The following is a 19827-nucleotide window of genomic DNA, read 5'->3' on the forward strand; positions in this document are numbered from 1 at the left end:
GGCGGCCTCCTACCGGGCGCTGTCGATCAGGGTGGTCGGCCGGGTCGGCGAGTCGGTCGCGGGCAGCCGGGGGAACCGGAACGCCGGGACCTCGGTCGCGGGCCTGCCGCCGAGTGCGAGGTCGACGCCGAGGCCGGTGAGGCGCTCGGCGGTGTCGACCAGGATCGGCGCGGTCCACGCCAGCAGGGTGCGGGCCTCCAGCAGCAGGTCGCCGGGGGCGGTGGGCGAGTGGCCGTTGCGGGCCGGGTCCACGGTCCCGGCGAGCGCGCGCAGCCTGGCCAGCTGGGTGATCGCGGTCTCGGCGGCGCGGCCGAGGGTGAAGCCGGGCAGCTCGTAGCAGAGCCGGAACCGCTCGTCCATCGCGGCGGCGCGCCTGCGGCCGTCCTCGGTGGTGGGCAGCGCGGTGCCGTCGACGATCCCGCCCAGCACCAGGGAGGTCGTGTCCGCCAGCGCGTTCCACGGGTCGACGAGCCTGCGCGTGGTGACCGAGTGCAGCTGCTCGCGGCTGAAGTTGGTGCGCTGGAACTCGGGCGCGGTCAGCGCGAGGTAGAACCGCACCAGGTCCCTGGGCACCTCGGCGAACAGGTCGGCGCCCCAGATGAGGTGGCCCCGGCTGGTGGAGAACTTCTCGCCCTCCAGGTCGTAGAACTCGTTGCAGACGTTGGCGTCCGGCGTGGTGTAGCGGTCGCCGTGCGCCATCAGCATCACCAGGTCGACCAGGCCCCAGTGGTAGACGTTGTCGAAGCCGTGGAAGTAGACCAGCTCCGCGCCGCTCTCGGCGCGCCACAGCTCGTCGGCGGCGCCGGGCGGGTTGCCCTGCTCGGTGGCCGCCCACCAGGTGCTGTACATCGCGGCGGGGACGGCCTCGACCCACGGGTAGACGATCTGGCCGGGGGTCTCCGGGAACGGGGCGGGGATGCCCCAGGAGCCGGGGAAGGTGACCGGCACGTCGGGCAGCGGGCGGGCCAGCAGCTCGCCGATGAGCTGCTTGGCGTGCGGGCGCCAGCGCGGGGTGCGCGAGGCGTAGTAGGAGGAGAGGCGCTCGCGGTACTCCTCCAGCGGCAGCACGAGGATGCGCTGCTCCCGGTAGACCACCGGGTCGCTGGGGTCGACCGTGTACTTCGGGTCGATCAGCTCGTCGAAGTTGTTGGGGTGCCCGCAGTTCTCGCAGGCGCCGCCGCAGCTGCCGGACAGGCACACCGGGCAGGTGCCGCTGACCAGGCCGTCGTACAGGAACACGCCCGCGTTCTTGGCGTAGGGCAGGCGCACGGTGCGCGGCTGGAAGCGGCCCGCGGCGTGCAGTTCGAGGAGGTAGTCGAGCACGGTGCGGCGGTAGCGCTCGTCGATCGGCGGCAGGCCGGGGACGAGGGTGCCCGCGGCGGCGAGCGAGCGGCTGATCTGCTCGGTGGAGGCGCGCACCAGCTCCTCGGGGGCCAGGCCCCTGCGGTGCGCGGTGGACACCACGTAGCTCTGGCTGTCGTCCGTGCAGGTCGTGTAGACCACGGGTCGGCCGGTGGCCTTGAGGTAGCGGGCGTACACGTCGGCGGACAGGTAGGGGCCCGCGAGGTGCCCGACGTGCAGGTCGCCGTTGGAGGTGGGCGTCGCCGCGATGACGACGGCGGGCCGCGCGGTGGTCACCGGCTCTCCGCGTGCCTGGCGGTGAACTTCTCGGACAGCTCGGCGTCCCACCAGATCGAGTAGAACTGGAAGTCCTCCTCGCCCCGGTTGACCACCTGGTGCTCCTCGTGCGGGGTGAAGTGCACGACGTCGCCCGCCTTGAACTCGGTGGTCCCCTCGGCGGTGACGATCTCGGCGGCGCCGGTCATGGCGACCCAGATCTCGTACTCGTGGTGGCCGTGCGCGCCGGACTCGGCGCCGGGGCGCACCACGCACCAGGAACCCTCGAAGGGGGCGTTCAGCAGCTCCCACGGGACCAGGCGCTGGGCGACGAGCCCGTTGTCCTGCTTGAGGTTCTCCCGGTCTAACTTGCGCAACTCCATCATGGCGGTGCGTGCCTTCCTGGCGGGGTGGGGTGTGGTCAGGAGCGGACGGCGTCGAGCAGCTCGGGCTGCGGGCGCGCCTGCGCCGGGGCCTGGATCTGGGCCTGGGACTGGGCCTGCGCCTGGGCGGGCGCGGTCGGCGCGCGGTCGTCGGCGCGCAGGTCGGCGACGATCTCGCTGGAGCGGATGGCGAGCACGCTGATCAGCGAGTCCGCGATGCCGTGCGTGGCCTCGTTGACGCCCTGCAGGTACACGCGGGCGCTCACGTGGCCGGGCAGGGTGACCCGGTAGTTGCGGGTGACGGTGAAGTCGTCGGCGCCGACCGAGGCGGCCAGGTTCCTGGTCACCAGCGGCATCTTCTGGCTGTAGCCGGTGCCCAGCAGCACGACGTCGCAGCGCAGCTCGGTGCGGGAGCCGTCCTTGCGGTCCACCAGGGTCAGCACGACCTCGTCGCCCTCGGAGCGGGCGTCCGCGACCTCGACCATGGTGATGACGGACATCCGCTGGTCGCCGCTGAGCTTCTCCAGGTAGATGGTGCGGTAGAGGTTCTCCAGCGTGGCGGGCGAGAGGCCGCCGTAGTTGGTGCGGTGCATCTCGCGCAGCAGCTGCTCGCGGGCGTCCGGGAGGGCGCTGTTGAAGGTGTCGACGAACGAGGGGTAGAACAGCTCGTTGGTGAACTTGCTGCTCTCGTAGCCGTTGAGGCCGATGGAGCGCATCACCATGGTCACCTCGGCGCCGGGCAGCGCCTGGTGCGACTCCCAGAACATCTCGGCGGCGGACTGCGCGCCGCCGACGACCACGACGCGCTTGGTGGTGGCCGGGTCGAGCTGCTTGAGGCGCTGGGCGAACTCGATGCTGTGCGCGACCTTCTCCTGCGGCAGGCCGAGGAACTCGGTGGGCACGTGCGGGTCGCGGCCGGTGCCGAACACCAGCGAGCGGGCGCCGGTGGTGGAGCCGTCGGAGAAGCGCACCAGCCACGAGGTGACCTCGCCGCCGACCTCGGCGCGCGGTTCGACCGCCACCACCTTGCGGCCGTGCAGCACCCGCACCGACTTGAGGGAGGCGGCGACCCAGGACAGGTAGTCGGAGATCTCCCTGCGGTACGGGGTGAACGTGCCGAGGTTGATGAACTCGTCCAGCCTGCCGTTGGCGTGCAGGAAGTTCAGGAACGAGAACTCGCTGCGCGGGTTGCGCAGGGTGACCAGGTCCTTGAGGAACGACACCTGGCTCTGCGACCAGGGCAGCAGCATCCCGCGCTGCCAGGCCACGGTGTCGTGCTGCTCGACGATGGTGGTGTTCGCGGCGATCTCGGGCGCGAGCTCCTCCAGCGCCACGGCGAGCGCGAGGTTCGCGGGTCCGGCGCCGATCGCCAGCAGCTCGACTTCCTGGTGCTCCACGGGTTCTCCCATCTTCGGTGGGCGGTGGCGGTAGGACCGCCGCCCTCGTCGACCCGCCGCGGCGGCGGCGGGGTGGTGCGGACCGCCCCTGGTGCGGGGCCGTCCCGGTCAGACCGGCTCGAACTGCGGGCTGACCAGGTCGACCACGTCGGCGACGGTCCTGGCCGCGTGGAAGGCGCGCAGGTCGACGCGCACCCCCAGCCCGGTCTCCAGCTGGGACAGCGCGTCCAGCGAGCTGGTGCTGTCCCACTCGTGCGCGGCGAGCACGGGGGTGGCGCGCAGCTCGCCCCGGCTCACCTCCAGCACGTCGCTGAGGATCTCCAGCACGGCTTCGGCAACCTCGCTCATCCGAGGACCCCGTTCCCTTCCTTCACCTTGTTCCCGGTCGACCGGCCATCGGCCCTCGAACCCCGAGGCCGGTCGACCGCTCCGTGCTCCCGCCCCGGCGGCGCGGTTGTCCGGGCGGCGGCGTCCGCGTGGTGCGCGGGCAGCGCCGCCCGATCCGCGAGCGCGGTGGAAGTGCTTGTGCGGCAAGAAGATCGATCGGATCGGCGGGCGATCCGCGGTCCCGCTCGGCGCTGCGGCCGGCGCGGGCGAAACCGAGTATTCACCGGGACCCGTTGTCCGCCAACAGGAATTCCCTATGTCCCCGATAGGCGGCGGGCTCCGGGGAAGCGGGCGCGCCGAGGTCACCCGACGCGGCGCAGCTCGCACCGGGTCAGGGCGCGGGGCATCGCCGCAGCGGGTCGGTCGGGGGTCGTTCGGATACGTCCGCGCAGGTGGGAGAACTGCTCATCACGCGGGACGGCGGACGCGCGGTCGGCCGGGAAGGGGCCGGTCGCGCTCGTGGTCCACTCGGGACCTTCAACGCTCCACTGAGGACTTCAGACGCCGCGAGGGCTCACGCGGCGAGCTCGCGCGCGGCCACCCGACTGGCGGCCAGCACGGTCTTGACCGATCCGCCGCTGCCACCGGCGAAGGTGCGCACGCCGCCCTCGACGCGCAGCCGCAGCCCGCCCGGCGGCCCGTAGCCGTCGCAGGAGGCCACCGCGCGCACCGGTTCCGGTCGGACGCCGAACCGGCGCAGGACGGCGGCCGTGACGTCCTCGGCGTGCCCGGTGTCGACCTCGACCCGGTCGGGGTCGACGTCCCAGCGGTCGCAGCCGAGGCCGAGCAGGAACCGCCCCGGCGCCCACGGCCTGCCGAACAGGCCGGTGACGTCGTCGACGAAGACGGCCAGGCCCGGCAGCTCGACGCGGTAGACGCCGAACTGGATCTGCTTGGTGCGCCACTGCCCCGGCGCGAGCGCGCCGGTCCAGGCGCCCGCCGCGACCACGACGGCGTCGTACCGGCGCTCGGTCCCACCCGCCACGACGGTGTCCGCCCCGGCGCGCTCGACCCTGGTCTCGCGCACGGTCGCGCCGTGCCTGGCCAGCCAGTCCAGCGCGCGCACGCGCAGCCCGGCCGGGGACAGGAACCCGGCGTGCCGCTCCACGACGGCGGTGGCCCCGTCGCCGCCGGCGAACCCGTAGCGGCGGGCCGCCTCGGCGGAGTCCACGACCTCGGCGGAACCTGGCAGCAGCTCGCGCACGGCGGTCAGTTCCGGCGGTCCGGCGTCCGGCGGCAGCAGGTAGACCGAGCCGGTCTCCCGGTAGCCGGTCCACTCCAGCAGCTCGGGGCTGTCGCGCAGCTCGGCCAGGCCGAGCGCGGCGAGCCGGGAGGCGCCGGGATCGCGCTCGTAGCCGCGCACCAGCCCGCCGGACACCCCGGAGGCGTCCGGAGTGGACGGTCCGAGGGTGAACACCTCGACCTCCGCCCCGTGCTCGCGGCGCAACCGCAGGGCGAGCAGCGCGCCCGCGATGCCGCCGCCGACCACCCCGACCTTCACCTGCGCACCTCGGCCGCGCGGAGCGCGCCCCCGGCGGCTCCGGGCGACGCGGTCCAGTGCGACGCGGTCCCGGACAAGGCGGTCCCGGACAACGCGTTCCCCGGCGACGCGCCCCCGGCTCCGGGTCTCCAGAGGATCAGATTCCGCATTGCATTCCCCCTCGCTGGTCAGGAGGGATAGTAGGGGGCGCAGGAGGGGAGTCAATGGGGACTGCGAACAATGTTTGCACCCCCACAAGGAACCCCTATGGGGTGCTGACCCCCTGAGCCGACCGGAGCACCCGCATTGGAACCCCCGGCACAGCGACTCACCGTTATCCCCCTCTTGATCAGCAGCGATGCGCCGGGGCGCGCACGGGCTTCACAGACTGCCCGCGCTCGCGGGTGACCCCTCTGAATCGATTTCAGCGCGGGCGGACGGGCCTTGATCGCGGCGACCGAAAGCCTTTCAGCGGGGTTCCTTTTGTCCGTTTCGGCCGCGCTCGGCGCATCCCCCGAACGGGGCCGGTGAACACGCCGCCGATCTTTCCGCCGCGCGGGCGCCCGGCGGATCACCCGGCGGGCGGGACCCACCCCCTGGTGTGCACGAGGTAGCAGTACTCGTCGAGGACCTTGGCCAGCGACCAGCCGGTGCGGCCGAGCCCGGCGACCAGCGCGGGCTCGGCGACGACGCCTGAGGCCTCGGCCGAGGCCTCGGCGAGGACGGCGCGGGCCCAGGCCCGGCCGGTGGCCAGGTGCGCGCGGTAGGCGCGGCCGTCGCGGGCGCCGTGCAGGCCTTGGGCGATCAGGTTGTCCCAGGGCATGAGGGCCTTGGGGCGCAAGGCGAACAGCAGCTTGGACGCGGCGGTCGGGCCGAGCGTCCTGGTGGGCGCGGCCGGGGAGGTGGCGAGCGCGGTGAAGCAGGCCGCTAACGCGTCGAGCCGGTCGTCGGCCAGGTCCGCGAGCCAGGCGCCGGGCTCGGGCAGCTCGGCGGACCAGCCGTCCCACCAGTCGGCGATCGCGGCGTCGAACACCCTCGGCTCGCCGGGGCGGGGCTTGCGGATGCGGCAGCCCCACGCGTTGAGCCAGGCGTGCGCGGCGTCGCGGTGCGCGGGCAGGGCGAGGTCGATCGCGGGCGCGGTGGCCAGCTCCAGCACCCGCCAGGACGGGTCGGGCTGGTCGGGCACCGGCGAGAAGGCGAGGGCGGAGGCGCGCAGCGCGGCGAGGGTGGGGGTCACGGGCGGCAGGGTAGCCCCGTTCGCGCGTCCCTCCGGGGTTCCGCCGCGAGAGCGCCGTCGGAGCGGGGCGTTCGGCCCTAGTATCCGGGGATGACCGAGCACCTGGCCAAGATCACCAGCGTCGACGACGACTACCGGCACTACCCCAAGGAGGTCGTCCCGCTCCCGGAGCGCGACCTGGTGCTGCCCGACGCGCACCTGAAGTGGTACGAGGTCCGCAAGGCGGAGGCGAGCATCCCCGACGCGCTGCGCGCCGAGGCGCACGAGTTCCTGTTAGCGCGGGTCGCGGACCGCGATCTGGAGATCTCCGGCAACCTCGGCTTCGTCGTCCACCACCTGTGCGGCGAGGCGTTCCACTTCCTGATCGCCTGCACCTGGCGCAACAACAACGAGATGTGGCTGTCGGTCTACGGCAGGGACACCGCGCGGCAGGACTCGTTCGAGCGCGTGGAGCAGGGCAGGCACCTGCAGGTGGTGTGCGTGTGGGAGATGGGCGCGGTGCTGCACGAGCAGCGGGCGTGGATCGACTACCTGAAGTCGGCCCGCGACGAGGCCGCGACGCGCGCGTACCTGGACGACCGGTTCGCCGGAACGGTCTGAGGCGGGCGGGCGGGCGGGCAGCCAGGCAGACGGGCAGGCAGACGGGCGGGCGGCGCGGACCGGTGCGCCGCCCGCCCGATACGCCCGCCCGGTAAGCCCGCCCGGTGCGCCCGGCTGGCGCGCTAGGTCCATGCTCCCCGCCGCGCGCTCCCCGCCCAGCACTCCCCGCCCGGCGCCCCCGCCCCGCTCAGCCGAAGCGGCCGTTGACGTAGTCGGAGGTGCGCTGGTCCTCGGGGCGGTGGAACATGTCGTCGGTCCCGCCCTGCTCCACGACGTGCCCCGGCGCGCCGTCCTCCGCGAGGAAGAACGCGCAGCGCTGCGAGACGCGGGCCGCCTGCTGCATGTTGTGCGTGACGATCACGATCGTCACCTCGGAGCGCAGCTCGCCGATCGTCTCCTCGATGCGCCGGGTGGACGTCGGGTCCAGCGCCGAGCACGGCTCGTCCATGAGCAGCACGTCCGGCCGCACCGCGAGCGAGCGCGCGATGCACAACCGCTGCTGCTGCCCGCCGGACAGCGCCCCGCCCGGCTGCCGCAGCCGGTCCTTGACCTCCTTCCACAGCCCCGCCTTGGTCAGGCACTCCTCCACCAGCGCGTCCCGGTCGCCGCGCGCGACGGACGTGCCGGTGAGCTTGAGCCCGGCGGTGACGTTCTCCGCGATGGACATCGCCGGGAACGGGTTGGGCTTCTGGAAGACCATGCCGATGCGGCGCCGCGTCTCGGTGATCCGCTCGCCCTGCCGGTAGATGTCGTTGCCGTTGAGCCGGACCTCACCGGCGAGCGCGGCGCCGGGCACCAGCTCGTGCATCCGGTTGAGGATGCGCAGGAACGTCGACTTGCCGCAGCCCGACGGTCCGATCAGCGCGGTCACCTCACCCGCGTTCATGGTCAGCGAGACCCGGTCGAGCACCTTGCGGGTCCCGAACCAGGCGGAGACGTCGACCGCGTCGAGCGTGGCGCGGTCGACCGACTGCGGGGTGTTCATCACGGCGGTCACGGGCGCGAGGCTAGGCGCGGGGTTCGTCCTGGCGGTGAACGCGCGGTTCACCCGGCATGGCCGAGCACGAGTTGGTGGGGCGTTCACCCCGGCGGTGAGGCGCGAGAGCGCAAGCTTCCCACGACCGTGGTGGTGATCGTCCGGGTGACCGGGAAAGGTTCCCCTCGGCTCCCACCGGGGCCAGGAAAACGTTGAGGGACAAGGAGAACTCCCGATGCGCTCCACCCTGATCAAGGCGGCCGTGGTGGCCGTGGCGCTCGTCTCGGCGGCCGGTGCCGCCCAGGCTGACCCGGCGTCCGGCGTCGTGCCCTCGGCCACCGACCTGGTCGGTGTCGGATCCGACACCAGCCAGGACGCGCTGAACCTGCTGGCAGGCCACTACAACGCCACCTCGCCCGCGGCGAAGGTGCACTCCTGGAACGCCACCGGCACCTCGCCGATCACCCCGAAGGCGGGTGCCCCGTCGATCACCCGCCCGAACGGCTCGTCGGCGGGCATCAGCGCGCTGATCGCCGACGGCACGGCGCACAACCTCGACTTCGCCCGGTCCTCGCGCAAGCCCAGGGCCACCGAGTCGAACTACGCCTTCATCGAGTTCGCCCGCGACACCGTCACCTACGCGACGGCGACGACGAGCACCGTGCCCACGACGCTGACCACGCTGCAGCTGAACCAGCTCTACAGCTCGGCTGCGGGCAGCGCCGCGTGCGCCTACAACGCCTACCTGCCGCAGGACGGTTCGGGCACCCGCTCGTTCTTCCTGGAGAGCATCGGCGTCTCCTCCCCCGGCACCTGCGCCAAGTCCGTCTTCAACGGCAGCCCGGTGCAGGAGCACAGCGCCGCCCCGGTGCTGAACGACCCCACCGCGATCGTCCCGTTCTCGGTCGGCCGCGCGGTCGGTCTCTCGGGCATCAAGGTGAACTCGGTGAACGACGACGTCCGCCCGGTGGGCAAGCCCGCCGCCGAGACGGCCACCGTCCGCCCGTCCGACGGTCAGCTGGCCGAGCCGGGTCAGACCGCTGTCAAGGCCTACGACCGGGGTCTGTACAACGTCATCCGCGTCACCGACCAGACCGTCTCGAAGTTCTCGTCGTTCTTCGGCACCCTCGGCTGGGTGTGCAACAGCGTGGCGGCCGAGAACGACCTGATCGCCTCGGGCTTCCGCCTGTCCGACAACTGCGGCGTCCGCGCCTGACGCACGGGTAGCCCGCTCGGGCCCGGTGACCGGTCGCGGTCACCGGGCCCTCCTCGCACCACCACACCTCCACGAGAGGAAAGTCCCTTGCGCGCCATCGCTTCCGCTGCGGCTGTCGCCTCCGTCGCCGCGCTCACCGTCCTGCTCCCCCAGACCGCGAACGCCACCACCGCCCCGGTCGTGGTCCCCGGTTACGAGTTCAGCCTGCTCGGCCAGCACAGCCTCCCCGGCGGCACGAGATACCGGGGCACCGAGGTCGGCGGCATCACCGGCGCCGACTACGACGCGTCCACCGGGGAGTTCCGCCTGCTGGCGGGCGACCCGAGGTCCCCGCGCTTCTACACCGGCAAGCTGAACGGCCACTGCGCGCCGAAGCTCACCGCTGTCACCTCCTTGCGCCAGGCCGAGAACACCGACCCGCAGGCCCTGCGGCACGACAGCGCCACCGGCACCCTGCTGTGGACCGACGGTGGCGGGGCGCAGGACCCGTCGGTGCGCGAGGCGGACAAGCGCGGCGGTTTCGTGACGCGGCTGCCCACCCCGGCCACGCTGGCGGGCGCGAGCGGGCTGACCGCGCTGGCACCGTCGGCGGACGGCACCGGCGTGCTGGCCGCGCTGTCCCGTCCGCTGGCCGCCGACGGCCCGGCGGTGCGGTTCACCCAGTACGAGCGGGCTTCCGCCACCGCGCGAGCGCAGTACGCCTACCTGCCGGAGACGGGCGCAGAGGTGACCGAGCTGCTGGCGGTGGCGGACACCCGGTACCTGGTGCTGGAGCAGGTCGAGGCGGGCTCCGCGAAGCTGTTCGAGGTGGACTTCGCGCTGGGTGCGACGAACATCGCCCGGCGGCCCGCGCTGGACGGCACGACCTACTCGCCCGTGGTCAAGCGCGAGGTGCTGGCGGTGTCCGCCCTCGGCCTGCGCAAGGTGGACGACCTGCAGGCGATGACCTGGGGCCCCGAGCTGGGTGACGGCGCGCGGACCCTGGTCCTGGTGTCGGACAACGGTCTGGACGACTGGCGCCGCACGCAGTTCATCGCGGTGAAGGTCGAGCTCGGCTGATCCCGAACGCGCGGAACGGGCCCGGTGGGATTTTCCCACCGGGCCCGTTCGTCTTCCGGTCCGCTCAGGTCACTCAGGTCACTCAGGTCAGGTTCGGCAGCAGCACGACCGCCGCGTGGTGGCAGACCTGCCAGGAGGTGGCCAGCACGGCGGGCGCCCCGACGAGCCAGGTCTCCCAGCGCCCCCACCGCAGCGCCGCCCAGGTGGCCAGGCCCACCGAGGCCAGCAGCACCTGCGCCCACAGCACCAGCGACACCAGGGCGCTGGAATCGCCCTTGAGCACGCCCTCCTCGACGCCCAGGGCGGTGGTGCGCCCCGACCCGGCGGCGGCGGGCTCGTCGAGCAGGGTGGCGTCCAGGTACACCGCGCGGTCCGCGCCGAGCGGCAGGCCCCACTGGGCCTCCCCCTCGGCGGTGGCCAGCACCAGCCTGCCGTCGCCCTTGGCGGGCGGGGCGGGCACCGGGTCGCCCGCGCGGCGCACCCGGTCGACGCGGTAGGTGAAGCGGCCCTGCCCGGTGGTGGCGACGATCTCGTCGCCCTCCCGCAGCTCGGTGATCCGCCCGAACGCCCGGCCGAAGCTGACCGAGCGCCCCATCAGCACCGAGACGCCCGGCTGGCCGGGCAGCGGAGTGGTGCGCAGGTGACCGGGCGCGTCGGCCAGCAGCGCGCCGGAGGTGCCCTCGACGACGACCTGGGTCAGGCCGAGTCCGGGCACCTCCAGCACCGCCACGGGCCTTCCTGGCTCGATCGCGCCGCCGGTGGGCATCTCCACCGCCGCCAGCTCCTCGCGCGCCCGCTCGTAGAGCACGTCCTGCGAGCGCTCGAACCGGATCGGCCCGACCACCAGCAGGTAGGCGACGAAGTCCAGCAGCAGCAACGAGAGCAGCAGCAGCGCCCGCTTGGCGAAGACGACCTCGGTCCGCTGGGTCACACCGCGTCCCGGCGGAAGAGCTTGCGCAGCCTGCGCGTCAGCGGGTGGTCGGCGTTGCCGAAGGTCGACACCAGCGGGGCGAGCGCGCCCGCGAGCAGGCCGACGCCGAGCAGCCCCGGCAGCAGCCAGCGGCCGACGGAGTTGCTGTCGCCGCGCGTGGCCACGCTGGTGATCGGCCGCGCGCTGGGCTCGGGGCTGCCGCTGGAGGCGGTGGTCGGGGGCGGGGTGCTGGTCTGGTTGGCGGCGGGGTTGCTGCTGTTCTTCGTCCCGGAGTTGGACTTGGCGGGGTCGCGCTGGTCGGGCAGCAGGTTCCCGGCGGGGTTGTCGCCGACGCCCGGCGGCGGCGGGGGGACCTCACCCGCCTGGTCCCGCACCGCCTTGGCCGCGTTGCGGGTCTGCTCGCGCAGCGGGTCGGACAGCGCCAGGTAGCCCAGTGGCAGGTCACCGGGCGCCGTGCCGTACCTCTGCCCGTCACCTGCGGCGTGCTCCAGCAGTTTCGCGTACTTCTCCGCGCTGTCCTTCGGCATCCCCGCCGTCTGCACACCCGCGTAGACCACGGTCGTGCCGGGGTAGGCGCGGCTGTCCAGCTTGGTGTGGTCGATGGCGAGCATTCCGGTCTTCGCGTCCAGGGTGGTGGACTGGAGGCCGTAGGACATGGACTCGGTGGTGGGGGCGACGAACTCGCCCTGCGGGGTGCGCAGCGCGGCGGAACGCATCCCGAAGACCGCGACGTCCGGCAGGTCCGTGATGGCCAGCAGCGCCCTGGTGCCCGCGTTCTGCCGCTCCGGCCGCTTGTAGAGGATCTTGCCGTTCTCCTGCGAGGGGGTGGTGGTGGCGGTGGGGCGGACCTGCACCAGCGCCACGGCGGCGGCCACCACGGAGGGCACCTGGTTCGCGGCGATGTTGAACCACAGCTGATCCGGGTAGCTGGACGCGTCCGCCGGGACTCTCCAGTCGTCGCGCAGCTCGACCTGGGCGTACGGGAGCGCCTGCGCCTTGAACTTCGGGTTGACCACCATGCCCCACTCGTCGGGCTTGCCGCCCAGCCACTCGACGGCCTCCCGGTCCGAGGCGAGGTAGGAGGTGAGCGCCCAGGTGAGGTCGAGGTCGCCCTGCACGAGCAGCGGGTACGTGGACGAGTTGATGTTCATGGAGTGCATCAGCAGGTCCGGGTTGGCCTTGGCGAACTCCGGGTCCGTCCCCCACCACTTCGGGTTGGCGGCGATGCCGGGGTGCTTCTCGATGCCCGGCGCCTCGGCGGTGTAGGACTGGGTGAGCATCTTCATCAGCAGCCTCGGCGTCAGGTTCAGCGACGTGACCTCGGTGTTGTCGCCGTTGTCGACGACGAAGCCGACGCTGAAGCCGGTGGTGGCCACCGGGGCGTAGACCACGGGCACCGGCGACTCGCCCTCGGGTGGCCGCGTGGTGAGCACGGCGGGGGCCACGCCCGAGGCCAGCGCGGACTGGAACTGCCTGCGCGCCTCGCCTTCGCCCAGCGAGGTGTACCCGAGCCGGAACAGACCTTCGTCCAGGCAGAACCGGGGCCGCCAGCTCGACATGAGCTGGCCGAGGAAGGGCGAGCCGACGGTGCGGGTCTCCGGCTTCCCGTCCAGCTCGCACACCTGGGCGCTCTTGCGGAAGCTGAGCGGGAAGGAGAACCTGCGCGCCCAGTTGGTCGGGCTCTTCCAGGTGTTGGAGTCGCGAGCGCCCGAGGCCGTGCCGGTGCAGCTGCGTCGGACGGTGGACCAGGGAATCTCCTCGACGGGCCTGCAGTGCGGGTCGCCGACCGGCACGACGACCAGCGAGCAGGTGCCCGCGTCCGAGCAGCCCAGGCTCGGCAGCTGGTCGCCGGGCAGCAGTTCGATGTCCGTGCTGCCGGTGCCGTCCGCGCGGGTCGTGCCCTGCATGACCGGGGGCAGCACGTAGTTGTAGGTGTCAGGTGACAGGTCCGGCGGCGGGCCCGCCTTGACCGAGCCGTCCGGCCAGGCGATCGGTCTGCCCTGGGCGTCCACCTCGACCTGGTTCCACGAGTAGCGCTGCCCGTCGCGGGCGGTGAACGACAAGGCGGACACCAGGTTCCGGTCGTCGGCTCCCGCGTCGCCGTAGGCCACCCGGTCCCACGCGGTGGCGTCGGCGAACGTGGCGTGCTCCATCGTCCGTCCCGCGCCCCAGCACCGCTGCTGGGTCACCTCGGAGGCCTCGCCCCAGCACTGCAGGACGACGACCGGGTAGCGCCCGGAGCTGTCGGTGGGCCGGAACCCGTCCCAGGACACCTTGACCCGCTGCCGCACCAGGTCACCGGTCTGCGAGACGGTGACGGAACCGGTGCCCGGCGCCGCGTCCTTGCGGTAGTGCTCGTCGAAGTCCTGGCTGATCGTGACCGGCTGCCCGCTCGGGGGCCCGGCCACCACCTCGGCGGCGACGACCGGCGCCGACGCCACGAGCAGACCGGCGACCAGCGCCAGCGCGGTGGTCTCGCGTCTCACTGCGCACTCCCCTGGTTGTTGCGCCTGCGCGCGATCGCGCGGGCGACGAAGGTCGGGACGACGAGCACGAGCAGCAGTTCCAGCGCGGCCAGCGCGGCCAGCGCGTCGTCGCCGCTGCGGGAGGACGCCAGCTCGGTGGCGCTGCCCGCGACGGCCGTGCCGTTGCCATTGCCCTGGCCCTGGCCGACGGGCAGGCCGGTCAGCGGGTCGATCGCGGCGTCGTCGCCCGCGCCGTCGGGGACGCCGTCGCCGTTGGCGTCGCCGCCGGTACCGTTCCCGTCGCCGTTCCCGCCGCCCTGGCCGTTCCCGTTGCCATTCCCCTGGCCGGTGCCGTTCCCGGTGCCGCCACCGCCGCCGTTCCCGGTGCCGCACGGGCCCTGGCCGACCTTGTCGCACGCCTCCGGCATGGGCGCGGTCTTGGCCAGCTTGTTGTTGTCCGGGTCGCTCGGGTCGAACGTGGGGTTGCCGCAGTCCTCCGGCTTGAGGGTGCTCTGGTCGGCGCCGGGGACCTTCCGCACCTGCTCGAAGCCCGCGCGCACCAGGTTCAGCGGCAGCGGCGAGTAGCCGAGGTCCGGCATGGCGACCTGGCCCGTGCACAGGAAGTACCGGGCGAACGCGCCGAGCGTGCGCCCGGACGCCTTGGTGAGCTTCCCGTCCTCGGAGATCGGCAGGATCATGTACGAGTAGGACGACAGCGGGTAGGTGCGCGGGTCCGGGCTGCTGTAGACGCCGTCGAGGATCTGGGTCAGGTACGTCTCCTTGGACGCGTCCCGCTCGATCTGCGCCGACTGGAGCGCCACCGCCACGTTCTGCGCGGTGGGCGCGACGAAGTAGTCGGCGGCGTTCTTCACCTTGACCACGGGGTAGTTCAGCGCCGTGGCGTACGAGTACTCGACGTACCCGATGGCGCCCTCGCCGTACTCGGCGGAGATGTAGCCCGCCATCTGCGAGGACCCGCTCTGCGCCACCGCGCCCTTGAACTCCGGGTAGTACGAGGTGAGGCCGCAGGGCTTGTTGCGGTTGACGTGCTCGGCGAAGAACGGGCAGTACTTGTCCTTGTGCTGCTTGGACATCCACAGCGTGAACTGCGCCGTGGTGCCCGAGCCGTCCGAGCGGACCACCGGGACGATGCGCTTCTTCGGCAGCTTGCGGCCGTTGTTGTCGGCCGTGATCCGGTCGTCGGACCAGTCGGTGATCTCGCCGGTGAAGATCGCGGTGATGGTCTCGCCGCGCAGCCGCAGGTCGCGCACGAGCTGCCCGCCCACGCTCAGCTTGTACATGAACGCGGTGCCACCGGCGACGATCGGCATGTACGCGAACGGCCTGCCGTTGGAGTTGTCGGCGTTGCCGGTGACCGGGTCGACGCCCTGGAACGGGATCTCCGAGACGGCGAAGTCGTTCATCTTCTGCGCGAAGTCGAGCCTGCCCGCGCTGGAGCCGGAACCGGAGTAGCTGACCGGCATCCCGTTGGCGTTGACGTCGGCGATCCACTGCTTGATCGCGTTCTCGCTCCACGACGAGCCCGAGCCGCGAAGCGGGTAGTAGCTCTGCGCCTGCGTCGGTGGCGGGGCCACCATGAGCAGCAGGAGCAGCACGAGCGGCAGGCGCTTCACGCGCGTCCTCCTCGGGAAGACCGCTGCGCGACCAGGCGCGCGACGATGAACAGCAGCAGGACCAGTGCGAGCAGGATCGAGGCCGCGCCGAACGCGCGGACCTGGTCGACCCGCTCGGAGGAGCGGGCGAGGCTGTAGGTGACCAGGGGCAGCGACACCATCGGCCCCGACGTGGGGTCGGCGTTGAGGTAGGTGGTGTACCCGGCGGTGAGCAGCACCGGCGAGGTCTCGCCGATGCCGCGCGCGATGCCCAGGATCAGCGCGGTGGCCAGCGAGGGGCGCGCGGTGGGCAGGACGACCCGCCACACCGTGCTCCACTGCGAGGCCCCCAGCGCCAGGCTCGCCTCGCGCAGCCCGTCCGGGACGACGCGCAGCACGACCTCGGAGGCGCGGGCGATGATCGGCAGCATCATGACGCTGATGGCCAGCGACGCGGCCAGGCCGCTGCGGTCGAAGCCGCCGACGACCAGGACCGTGACGTAGACGAACAGGCCCGCCACGATCGACGGCAGCGCGGTCATGGCCTCGACGACGGTGCGCACGGGCCGGGCGAGCCTCCCGCCGACCTCGTTGAGGAACACCGCGCAGCCGACGCCCAGCGGCAGGGTGATCACGACCGCGATGGAGATCTGGACCAGGGTGCCGACGAGCGCGTGCAGCACCCCGCCCTCCTCCAGCGGGTCGAGCGGCCCCGCCGCGCTGAGGTCGTCGGTGAAGAAGTTCAGGTGCCCCAGCGCTTCCGCGCCGCGCCAGAACGTGTAGCCGACCACCAGCGCCAGTCCGACGCCGAGCAGCGCGGCGAGCGCGTGCACGACCGCAGCGCCCACCCGGTCCTTGACCACGGAGACGGGGTGGCGCAGCGCGGTGACGGAGGCGTACAGCAGCACGAACGCCAGGTACCAGCACACGACGAAGCCGAGCCGGCCCGTGGCGGGCAGCAGGTTCAGGTAGATGATCCAGACCAGCGCCAGTGATCCGACGCCCGCGCCCGCGGCGGCGAGGACGTCGTCCAGCGTGCGTCCCCCGACGCGGCGCGGCACCGCCTCCGGTGGCGCCTCGCCCGGCGCGTCCGGCCGGGCCTCGGGTTCGACGACCGTTGTCATGTCTTTCCTCAGATCTCGGCGCCCGCGCCGCTGCGGCTGCGCGCCACGACGATCGAGGCGAGGACGTTGACCAGCAGCGTGAACAGGAACAGCACCAGCCCGGCGGCGAGCAGCGCCGAGAGCTGGAAGGGGCTCGACTCGCCGAAGCGCAGCGCGATGAGCTGGGAGATGGTGTTGCCGCCCTTCTCCAGCAGGCGGAACTTCACCTCGAACGCGGGCGAGATGATCAGCGCGACGGCGATGGTCTCGCCGAGCGCCCGGCCGAGGCCGAGCATGGTGCCGCCGATGATGCCGCCGCGCCCGAAGGGCAGCACCACCGAGCGGATCACGCCCCAGCGGGTGGAGCCGAGGGCGAGCGCGGCCTCGCGCTCCCCCTGCGGGGCCGAGGAGAACACCTCGCGCATGACGGACGCGGTGATCGGGACGACCATCATCGAGACCACCACGCCGCAGATGAACGTGGACGAGGTGTAGGCGGTGCGCTCCCACACGGCGGCGTCGAGATCGGTGTCCACCCTGAAGAACGGCAGGAAGCCGAGGTGGGTGGCGAGCCACCGGGACAGGTGGATGATCTCGGGCTGGAGGAAGAAGAACCCCCACAGGCCGTAGACGACGCTGGGCACGGCCGCCATCAGGTCGAGCAGCGCCACGAACGTGCGCTTGAGGCGCAGCGGCGCGTACTCGGTGATGTAGAGCGCGGTGCCGAGCGCCACCGGGATGGTGATGGTGATGGCGACGAGCGCGACCTGGACCGTGCCGAGCGCGACGGACAGGATGCCCAGGGTGTTGGACTCGGGGCGCCACGTGTTCTCGGTGAAGAAGCTCCAGCCGAGCACGCGCAGCGTCGGGACCGCCTGGTAGGCCAGGAAGGCCCCGATGCCGCCCATGACGAGCAGCACGAGCACGCCGGTGGTGCGGGCGACGCCGCGGAAGACCCGGTCGGAGAGCGGGATCGCGGGCGCGGTGGAACGGGGCCGATCGACTTCGGCCGTCATTGGACTTCTCCCCCTGCGTGCGGCGGTTCCGGGAACGGCGTCGCCTTCCCGGCATTCGAGACGGTGGCTGACGGCGGTGAACGCTCACCCAACGGGACGTTGGCGCCACACGTCGGAGCCGCCTCGGCTCGACCTGCCGCGCTTTCCCGTTCGGTATAAGGCGAGTTCGGGGTCCAGTCCGGCGTCGACGGCGCGCGTGCCGAAGCGGTTGGCGGCCAGCTCGGCGTCCACCCGGCGGGCGAAGCCCTGGGCGGACCGGGCGAGTTCCGCCAAGCGCCACCACCACGAGCCGTCGTCGGCGTGCCCGATGACGAACCCGGCGAGGGCGGCGCGGGCCCGGACGACGGCGACCTCGGCGCGGGCCGAGGCGAGGTCGTCGTGCTCGCGCACGCACACCCCGAGCACCCGGTTGTTGCCCCCCATCAGCCGCCACCGGATACCGCTTTCCGCCATGCGGTAGCACTGGAAACGTGTCACGATCGCCCTCCCGGTAACCGGCTCGGCCCGAGCCGGTGCGGCCGGGGACGGTTCCCACCGAGCCGGTCCCCGTTCAGCAGGGGGAGACGTTCACGCCGGGACGGTAAGCGCGGTGGTCCTGCGGGGTGAGCGCCACACGCACGGTCGGTTAACGGGAGCGGTCGCGCGCCGGGCGCCGGCTCCACCCTGGACCGCACGGCCGAGCGGGGGCGGCCGTTCGCGCGGGAGGCGGGGCCGGTCGGCGGATCACCGGAACGCGCCGGTGCCGCCGGGCGGCGGGAAAGCCCTTGCGGGACAACGGGTGTCGGCGGGCACGGGCGGGACGACGAGACGCGAAAGGCTCGTTTCCGCTTGGCGCGCAAGGACTTCCGCTGAGCGGTTGGCGCGCGCCGGTCGCGGGAGCGCGGTCCGCCGCGCCGCACTTCCGCGCCGCGCCCGACCGGTCACCCTCCTCGCGCCACGAGCCCGCGCCGCGCCCCGCCGGACGCCCCTCGCACCAGCACCACGGGCAGCCGCGCCCCGGCAGCACGGGCAGCACGGGCAGCACGGGCAGCACGGGCAGCACGGGCAGCCGCACCGCACCCTCGTGCCGCACACGACCGGGCGTCCCCTGCCCGGCACCACGAGCCGCCACACCGGACACGCGCCCCCACCGGATGCCCCTCGCACCAGCACCACTTGCAGCCGCGCCCCACCCTCGTGCCGCACCCCACCGGACGCCCCTGCCCGGCACCACGAGCCGCCACACCGGACACGCGCCCCCACCCCGTGCCGCGAGCCGCCGAACCGCACCGCGACCTCACCGGACACCCCTTCGCCCGGCGCCGGGAACGCGGGCCGCCGCGCCGCGCTCCCGCGCCTCCGGGCGACGCGTCCGACCTCCCGCGCCGACCCCGGTTTCGCGCGTCCCCGAAGCCGGTCACTCGCCGTCGCCCCCCGATGCCTTCGGGTAACCGTCGCCCGCCCCCGCGCGCGCTTGTCGCCCCCGGCCGCGCGCCGGATCATCACAGTGTTGACACGAGTCGAGCGGCAGGGAAGGCAGGGCGATGGGTCAATCCGAGGCTGCGGGCGGCCGAGGCGCGCCCCGCCGGACGCAGGCCCCCGCGCTGCGCCGGACGTCCGCCGAGCCGGGGGTCCGGCGAGCCCTGGGCCCACTGGCGCCGTGAGCGCGCGACTGCTCGTGGTCGACTCCGCCCCGTCGGGCGGGGAGCTGGCGGCCGAGCTGCGCGGCCAGGGCTACGCGGTCTCGGCCGTGCGGACCGGGACCGAGGCGAGCCACGCCCACCTCGGCGCGGACCTGGTGCTGCTGAACCTGGAGCTGCCCGACGTGGACGGGCTGGAGATCTGCCGGGCCATCCGGTCGGCGGGCGACACCCCGGTGATCGCGATCGCGGGCCGGGACGCCGAGCTGGACCGGGTGCTGGCGCTCCAGGCGGGCGCGGACGACTGCGTGGTGCGCACCTGCGGGTTCGGCGAGGTGAGCGCCCGGATCGAGGCGGTGCTGCGCAGGGCGAAGCCGCGCGCGCCCGAGGTGCCGGAGCAGATCTCGCTGTGCCCGCTGCACATCGACCTGCGCGCCCGCCGGGTGTCGCTGGACCGCGCGCCGGTCGCGGTGACCTCCAAGGAGTTCGACCTGCTGAGCGCGCTGGCCGCGAACCCGGAGGCGGTGCTGTCGCGCAAGGAGCTGATGGCGCGGATCTGGGACGACAACTGGGCCGAGACCAGCCGCACCATAGACACGCACGTGAGCAGCCTGCGCGCGAAGCTCGGCTCGGCGAACTGGATCAGGACGGTGCGGGGCGTCGGCTACCGCATCGGCCGCCCGCACGGCGCCGAGTGGCCCGAGGAGCACGACACCCCCTAGATATTC

At 73.1% G+C, this 19827-nt stretch carries 17 protein-coding genes; 4 read left to right on the forward strand and 13 right to left on the reverse strand.

The window, feature by feature from the left end:
* Positions 1-9 precede the first annotated feature (9 nt).
* From LV78_RS01245 to LV78_RS01270, 6 genes are all read right to left on the reverse strand, one after another.
* On the reverse strand, positions 10-1638 hold the full coding sequence (locus tag LV78_RS01245; RefSeq protein ID WP_253842650.1) for a class I tRNA ligase family protein: 1629 nt from the start codon (positions 1636-1638) through the stop codon (positions 10-12).
* Positions 1635-2000: a cupin domain-containing protein gene (locus tag LV78_RS01250; protein ID WP_253843216.1), complete on the reverse strand. Its 366-nt coding sequence runs from the start codon at positions 1998-2000 to the stop codon at positions 1635-1637. Before LV78_RS01250 ends, LV78_RS01245 begins: the two co-directional genes overlap by 4 nt.
* Positions 2001-2038: 38 nt before the next feature.
* Positions 2039-3397, reverse strand: a complete 1359-nt coding sequence (locus LV78_RS01255; RefSeq protein WP_253842651.1) for a lysine N(6)-hydroxylase/L-ornithine N(5)-oxygenase family protein — start codon at positions 3395-3397, stop codon at positions 2039-2041.
* A 108-nt stretch (positions 3398-3505) separates the two neighbouring features.
* Positions 3506-3745 (reverse strand): acyl carrier protein, encoded by a 240-nt coding sequence (locus LV78_RS01260; protein ID WP_015801483.1) that lies wholly within the window; start codon positions 3743-3745, stop codon positions 3506-3508.
* Positions 3746-4298: 553 nt separating this feature from the next.
* The gene (locus tag LV78_RS01265) at positions 4299-5285 is read right to left on the reverse strand and encodes an NAD(P)/FAD-dependent oxidoreductase (RefSeq protein ID WP_253842652.1); all 987 of its coding nucleotides are present in this window, start codon (positions 5283-5285) and stop codon (positions 4299-4301) included.
* Positions 5286-5835: 550 nt separating this feature from the next.
* A complete protein-coding gene (locus LV78_RS01270; RefSeq protein WP_253842653.1) occupies positions 5836-6501 on the reverse strand; it encodes a hypothetical protein in 666 nt (221 codons plus the stop codon).
* A 90-nt stretch (positions 6502-6591) separates the two neighbouring features.
* Between LV78_RS01270 and LV78_RS01275 the strand changes: the two genes are divergently transcribed.
* Entirely contained in the window at positions 6592-7101 is a 510-nt protein-coding gene (locus LV78_RS01275) for a hypothetical protein (RefSeq protein WP_253842654.1), read from the forward strand.
* 187 nt (positions 7102-7288) lie between these two features.
* Here the strand turns inward: LV78_RS01275 and LV78_RS01280 are convergent, their stop codons facing one another.
* A complete protein-coding gene (locus LV78_RS01280) occupies positions 7289-8086 on the reverse strand; it encodes a phosphate ABC transporter ATP-binding protein (RefSeq protein ID WP_253843218.1) in 798 nt (265 codons plus the stop codon).
* A 226-nt stretch (positions 8087-8312) separates the two neighbouring features.
* Here LV78_RS01280 and LV78_RS01285 point away from each other — a divergent pair, with 226 nt between their 5' ends.
* Positions 8313-9293, forward strand: coding sequence for a substrate-binding domain-containing protein (locus tag LV78_RS01285; RefSeq protein ID WP_253842655.1), 981 nt, complete (start codon positions 8313-8315; stop codon positions 9291-9293).
* An 87-nt stretch (positions 9294-9380) separates the two neighbouring features.
* Entirely contained in the window at positions 9381-10352 is a 972-nt protein-coding gene (locus LV78_RS01290) for an esterase-like activity of phytase family protein (protein ID WP_253842656.1), read from the forward strand.
* 82 nt (positions 10353-10434) lie between these two features.
* Here LV78_RS01290 and LV78_RS01295 read toward each other — a convergent pair whose 3' ends face one another.
* From LV78_RS01295 to LV78_RS01320, 6 genes are all read right to left on the reverse strand, one after another.
* A complete protein-coding gene (locus LV78_RS01295; protein ID WP_253842657.1) occupies positions 10435-11283 on the reverse strand; it encodes a sortase domain-containing protein in 849 nt (282 codons plus the stop codon).
* Positions 11280-13769 carry a hypothetical protein gene (locus LV78_RS01300; protein WP_253842658.1) on the reverse strand — a complete coding sequence of 830 codons (2490 nt, stop codon included), beginning with the start codon at positions 13767-13769 and terminating at the stop codon, positions 11280-11282. Before LV78_RS01300 ends, LV78_RS01295 begins: the two co-directional genes overlap by 4 nt.
* Positions 13766-15382, reverse strand: coding sequence for a substrate-binding domain-containing protein (locus LV78_RS01305; RefSeq protein ID WP_253842659.1), 1617 nt, complete (start codon positions 15380-15382; stop codon positions 13766-13768). The genes LV78_RS01300 and LV78_RS01305 overlap by 4 nt, the downstream gene beginning before the upstream one ends.
* Complete coding sequence (gene pstA / locus LV78_RS01310) at positions 15379-16485, reverse strand: phosphate ABC transporter permease PstA (protein ID WP_253842660.1); 1107 nt, start codon at positions 16483-16485, stop codon at positions 15379-15381. The genes LV78_RS01305 and pstA overlap by 4 nt, the downstream gene beginning before the upstream one ends.
* An 8-nt stretch (positions 16486-16493) precedes the next feature.
* Complete coding sequence (pstC, locus tag LV78_RS01315) at positions 16494-17480, reverse strand: phosphate ABC transporter permease subunit PstC (protein ID WP_253842661.1); 987 nt, start codon at positions 17478-17480, stop codon at positions 16494-16496.
* Positions 17481-17564: 84 nt separating this feature from the next.
* On the reverse strand, positions 17565-17957 hold the full coding sequence (locus tag LV78_RS01320; protein ID WP_253842662.1) for a hypothetical protein: 393 nt from the start codon (positions 17955-17957) through the stop codon (positions 17565-17567).
* A gap of 1162 nt (positions 17958-19119) precedes the next feature.
* On the opposite strand from LV78_RS01320, the gene LV78_RS01325 reads away from it, so the two are divergent.
* Positions 19120-19821 (forward strand): response regulator transcription factor, encoded by a 702-nt coding sequence (locus LV78_RS01325; protein ID WP_253842663.1) that lies wholly within the window; start codon positions 19120-19122, stop codon positions 19819-19821.
* Positions 19822-19827 lie beyond the last annotated feature (6 nt).

Source organism: Actinosynnema pretiosum (assembly GCF_024171695.1).
Classification (GTDB): domain Bacteria; phylum Actinomycetota; class Actinomycetes; order Mycobacteriales; family Pseudonocardiaceae; genus Actinosynnema; species Actinosynnema pretiosum.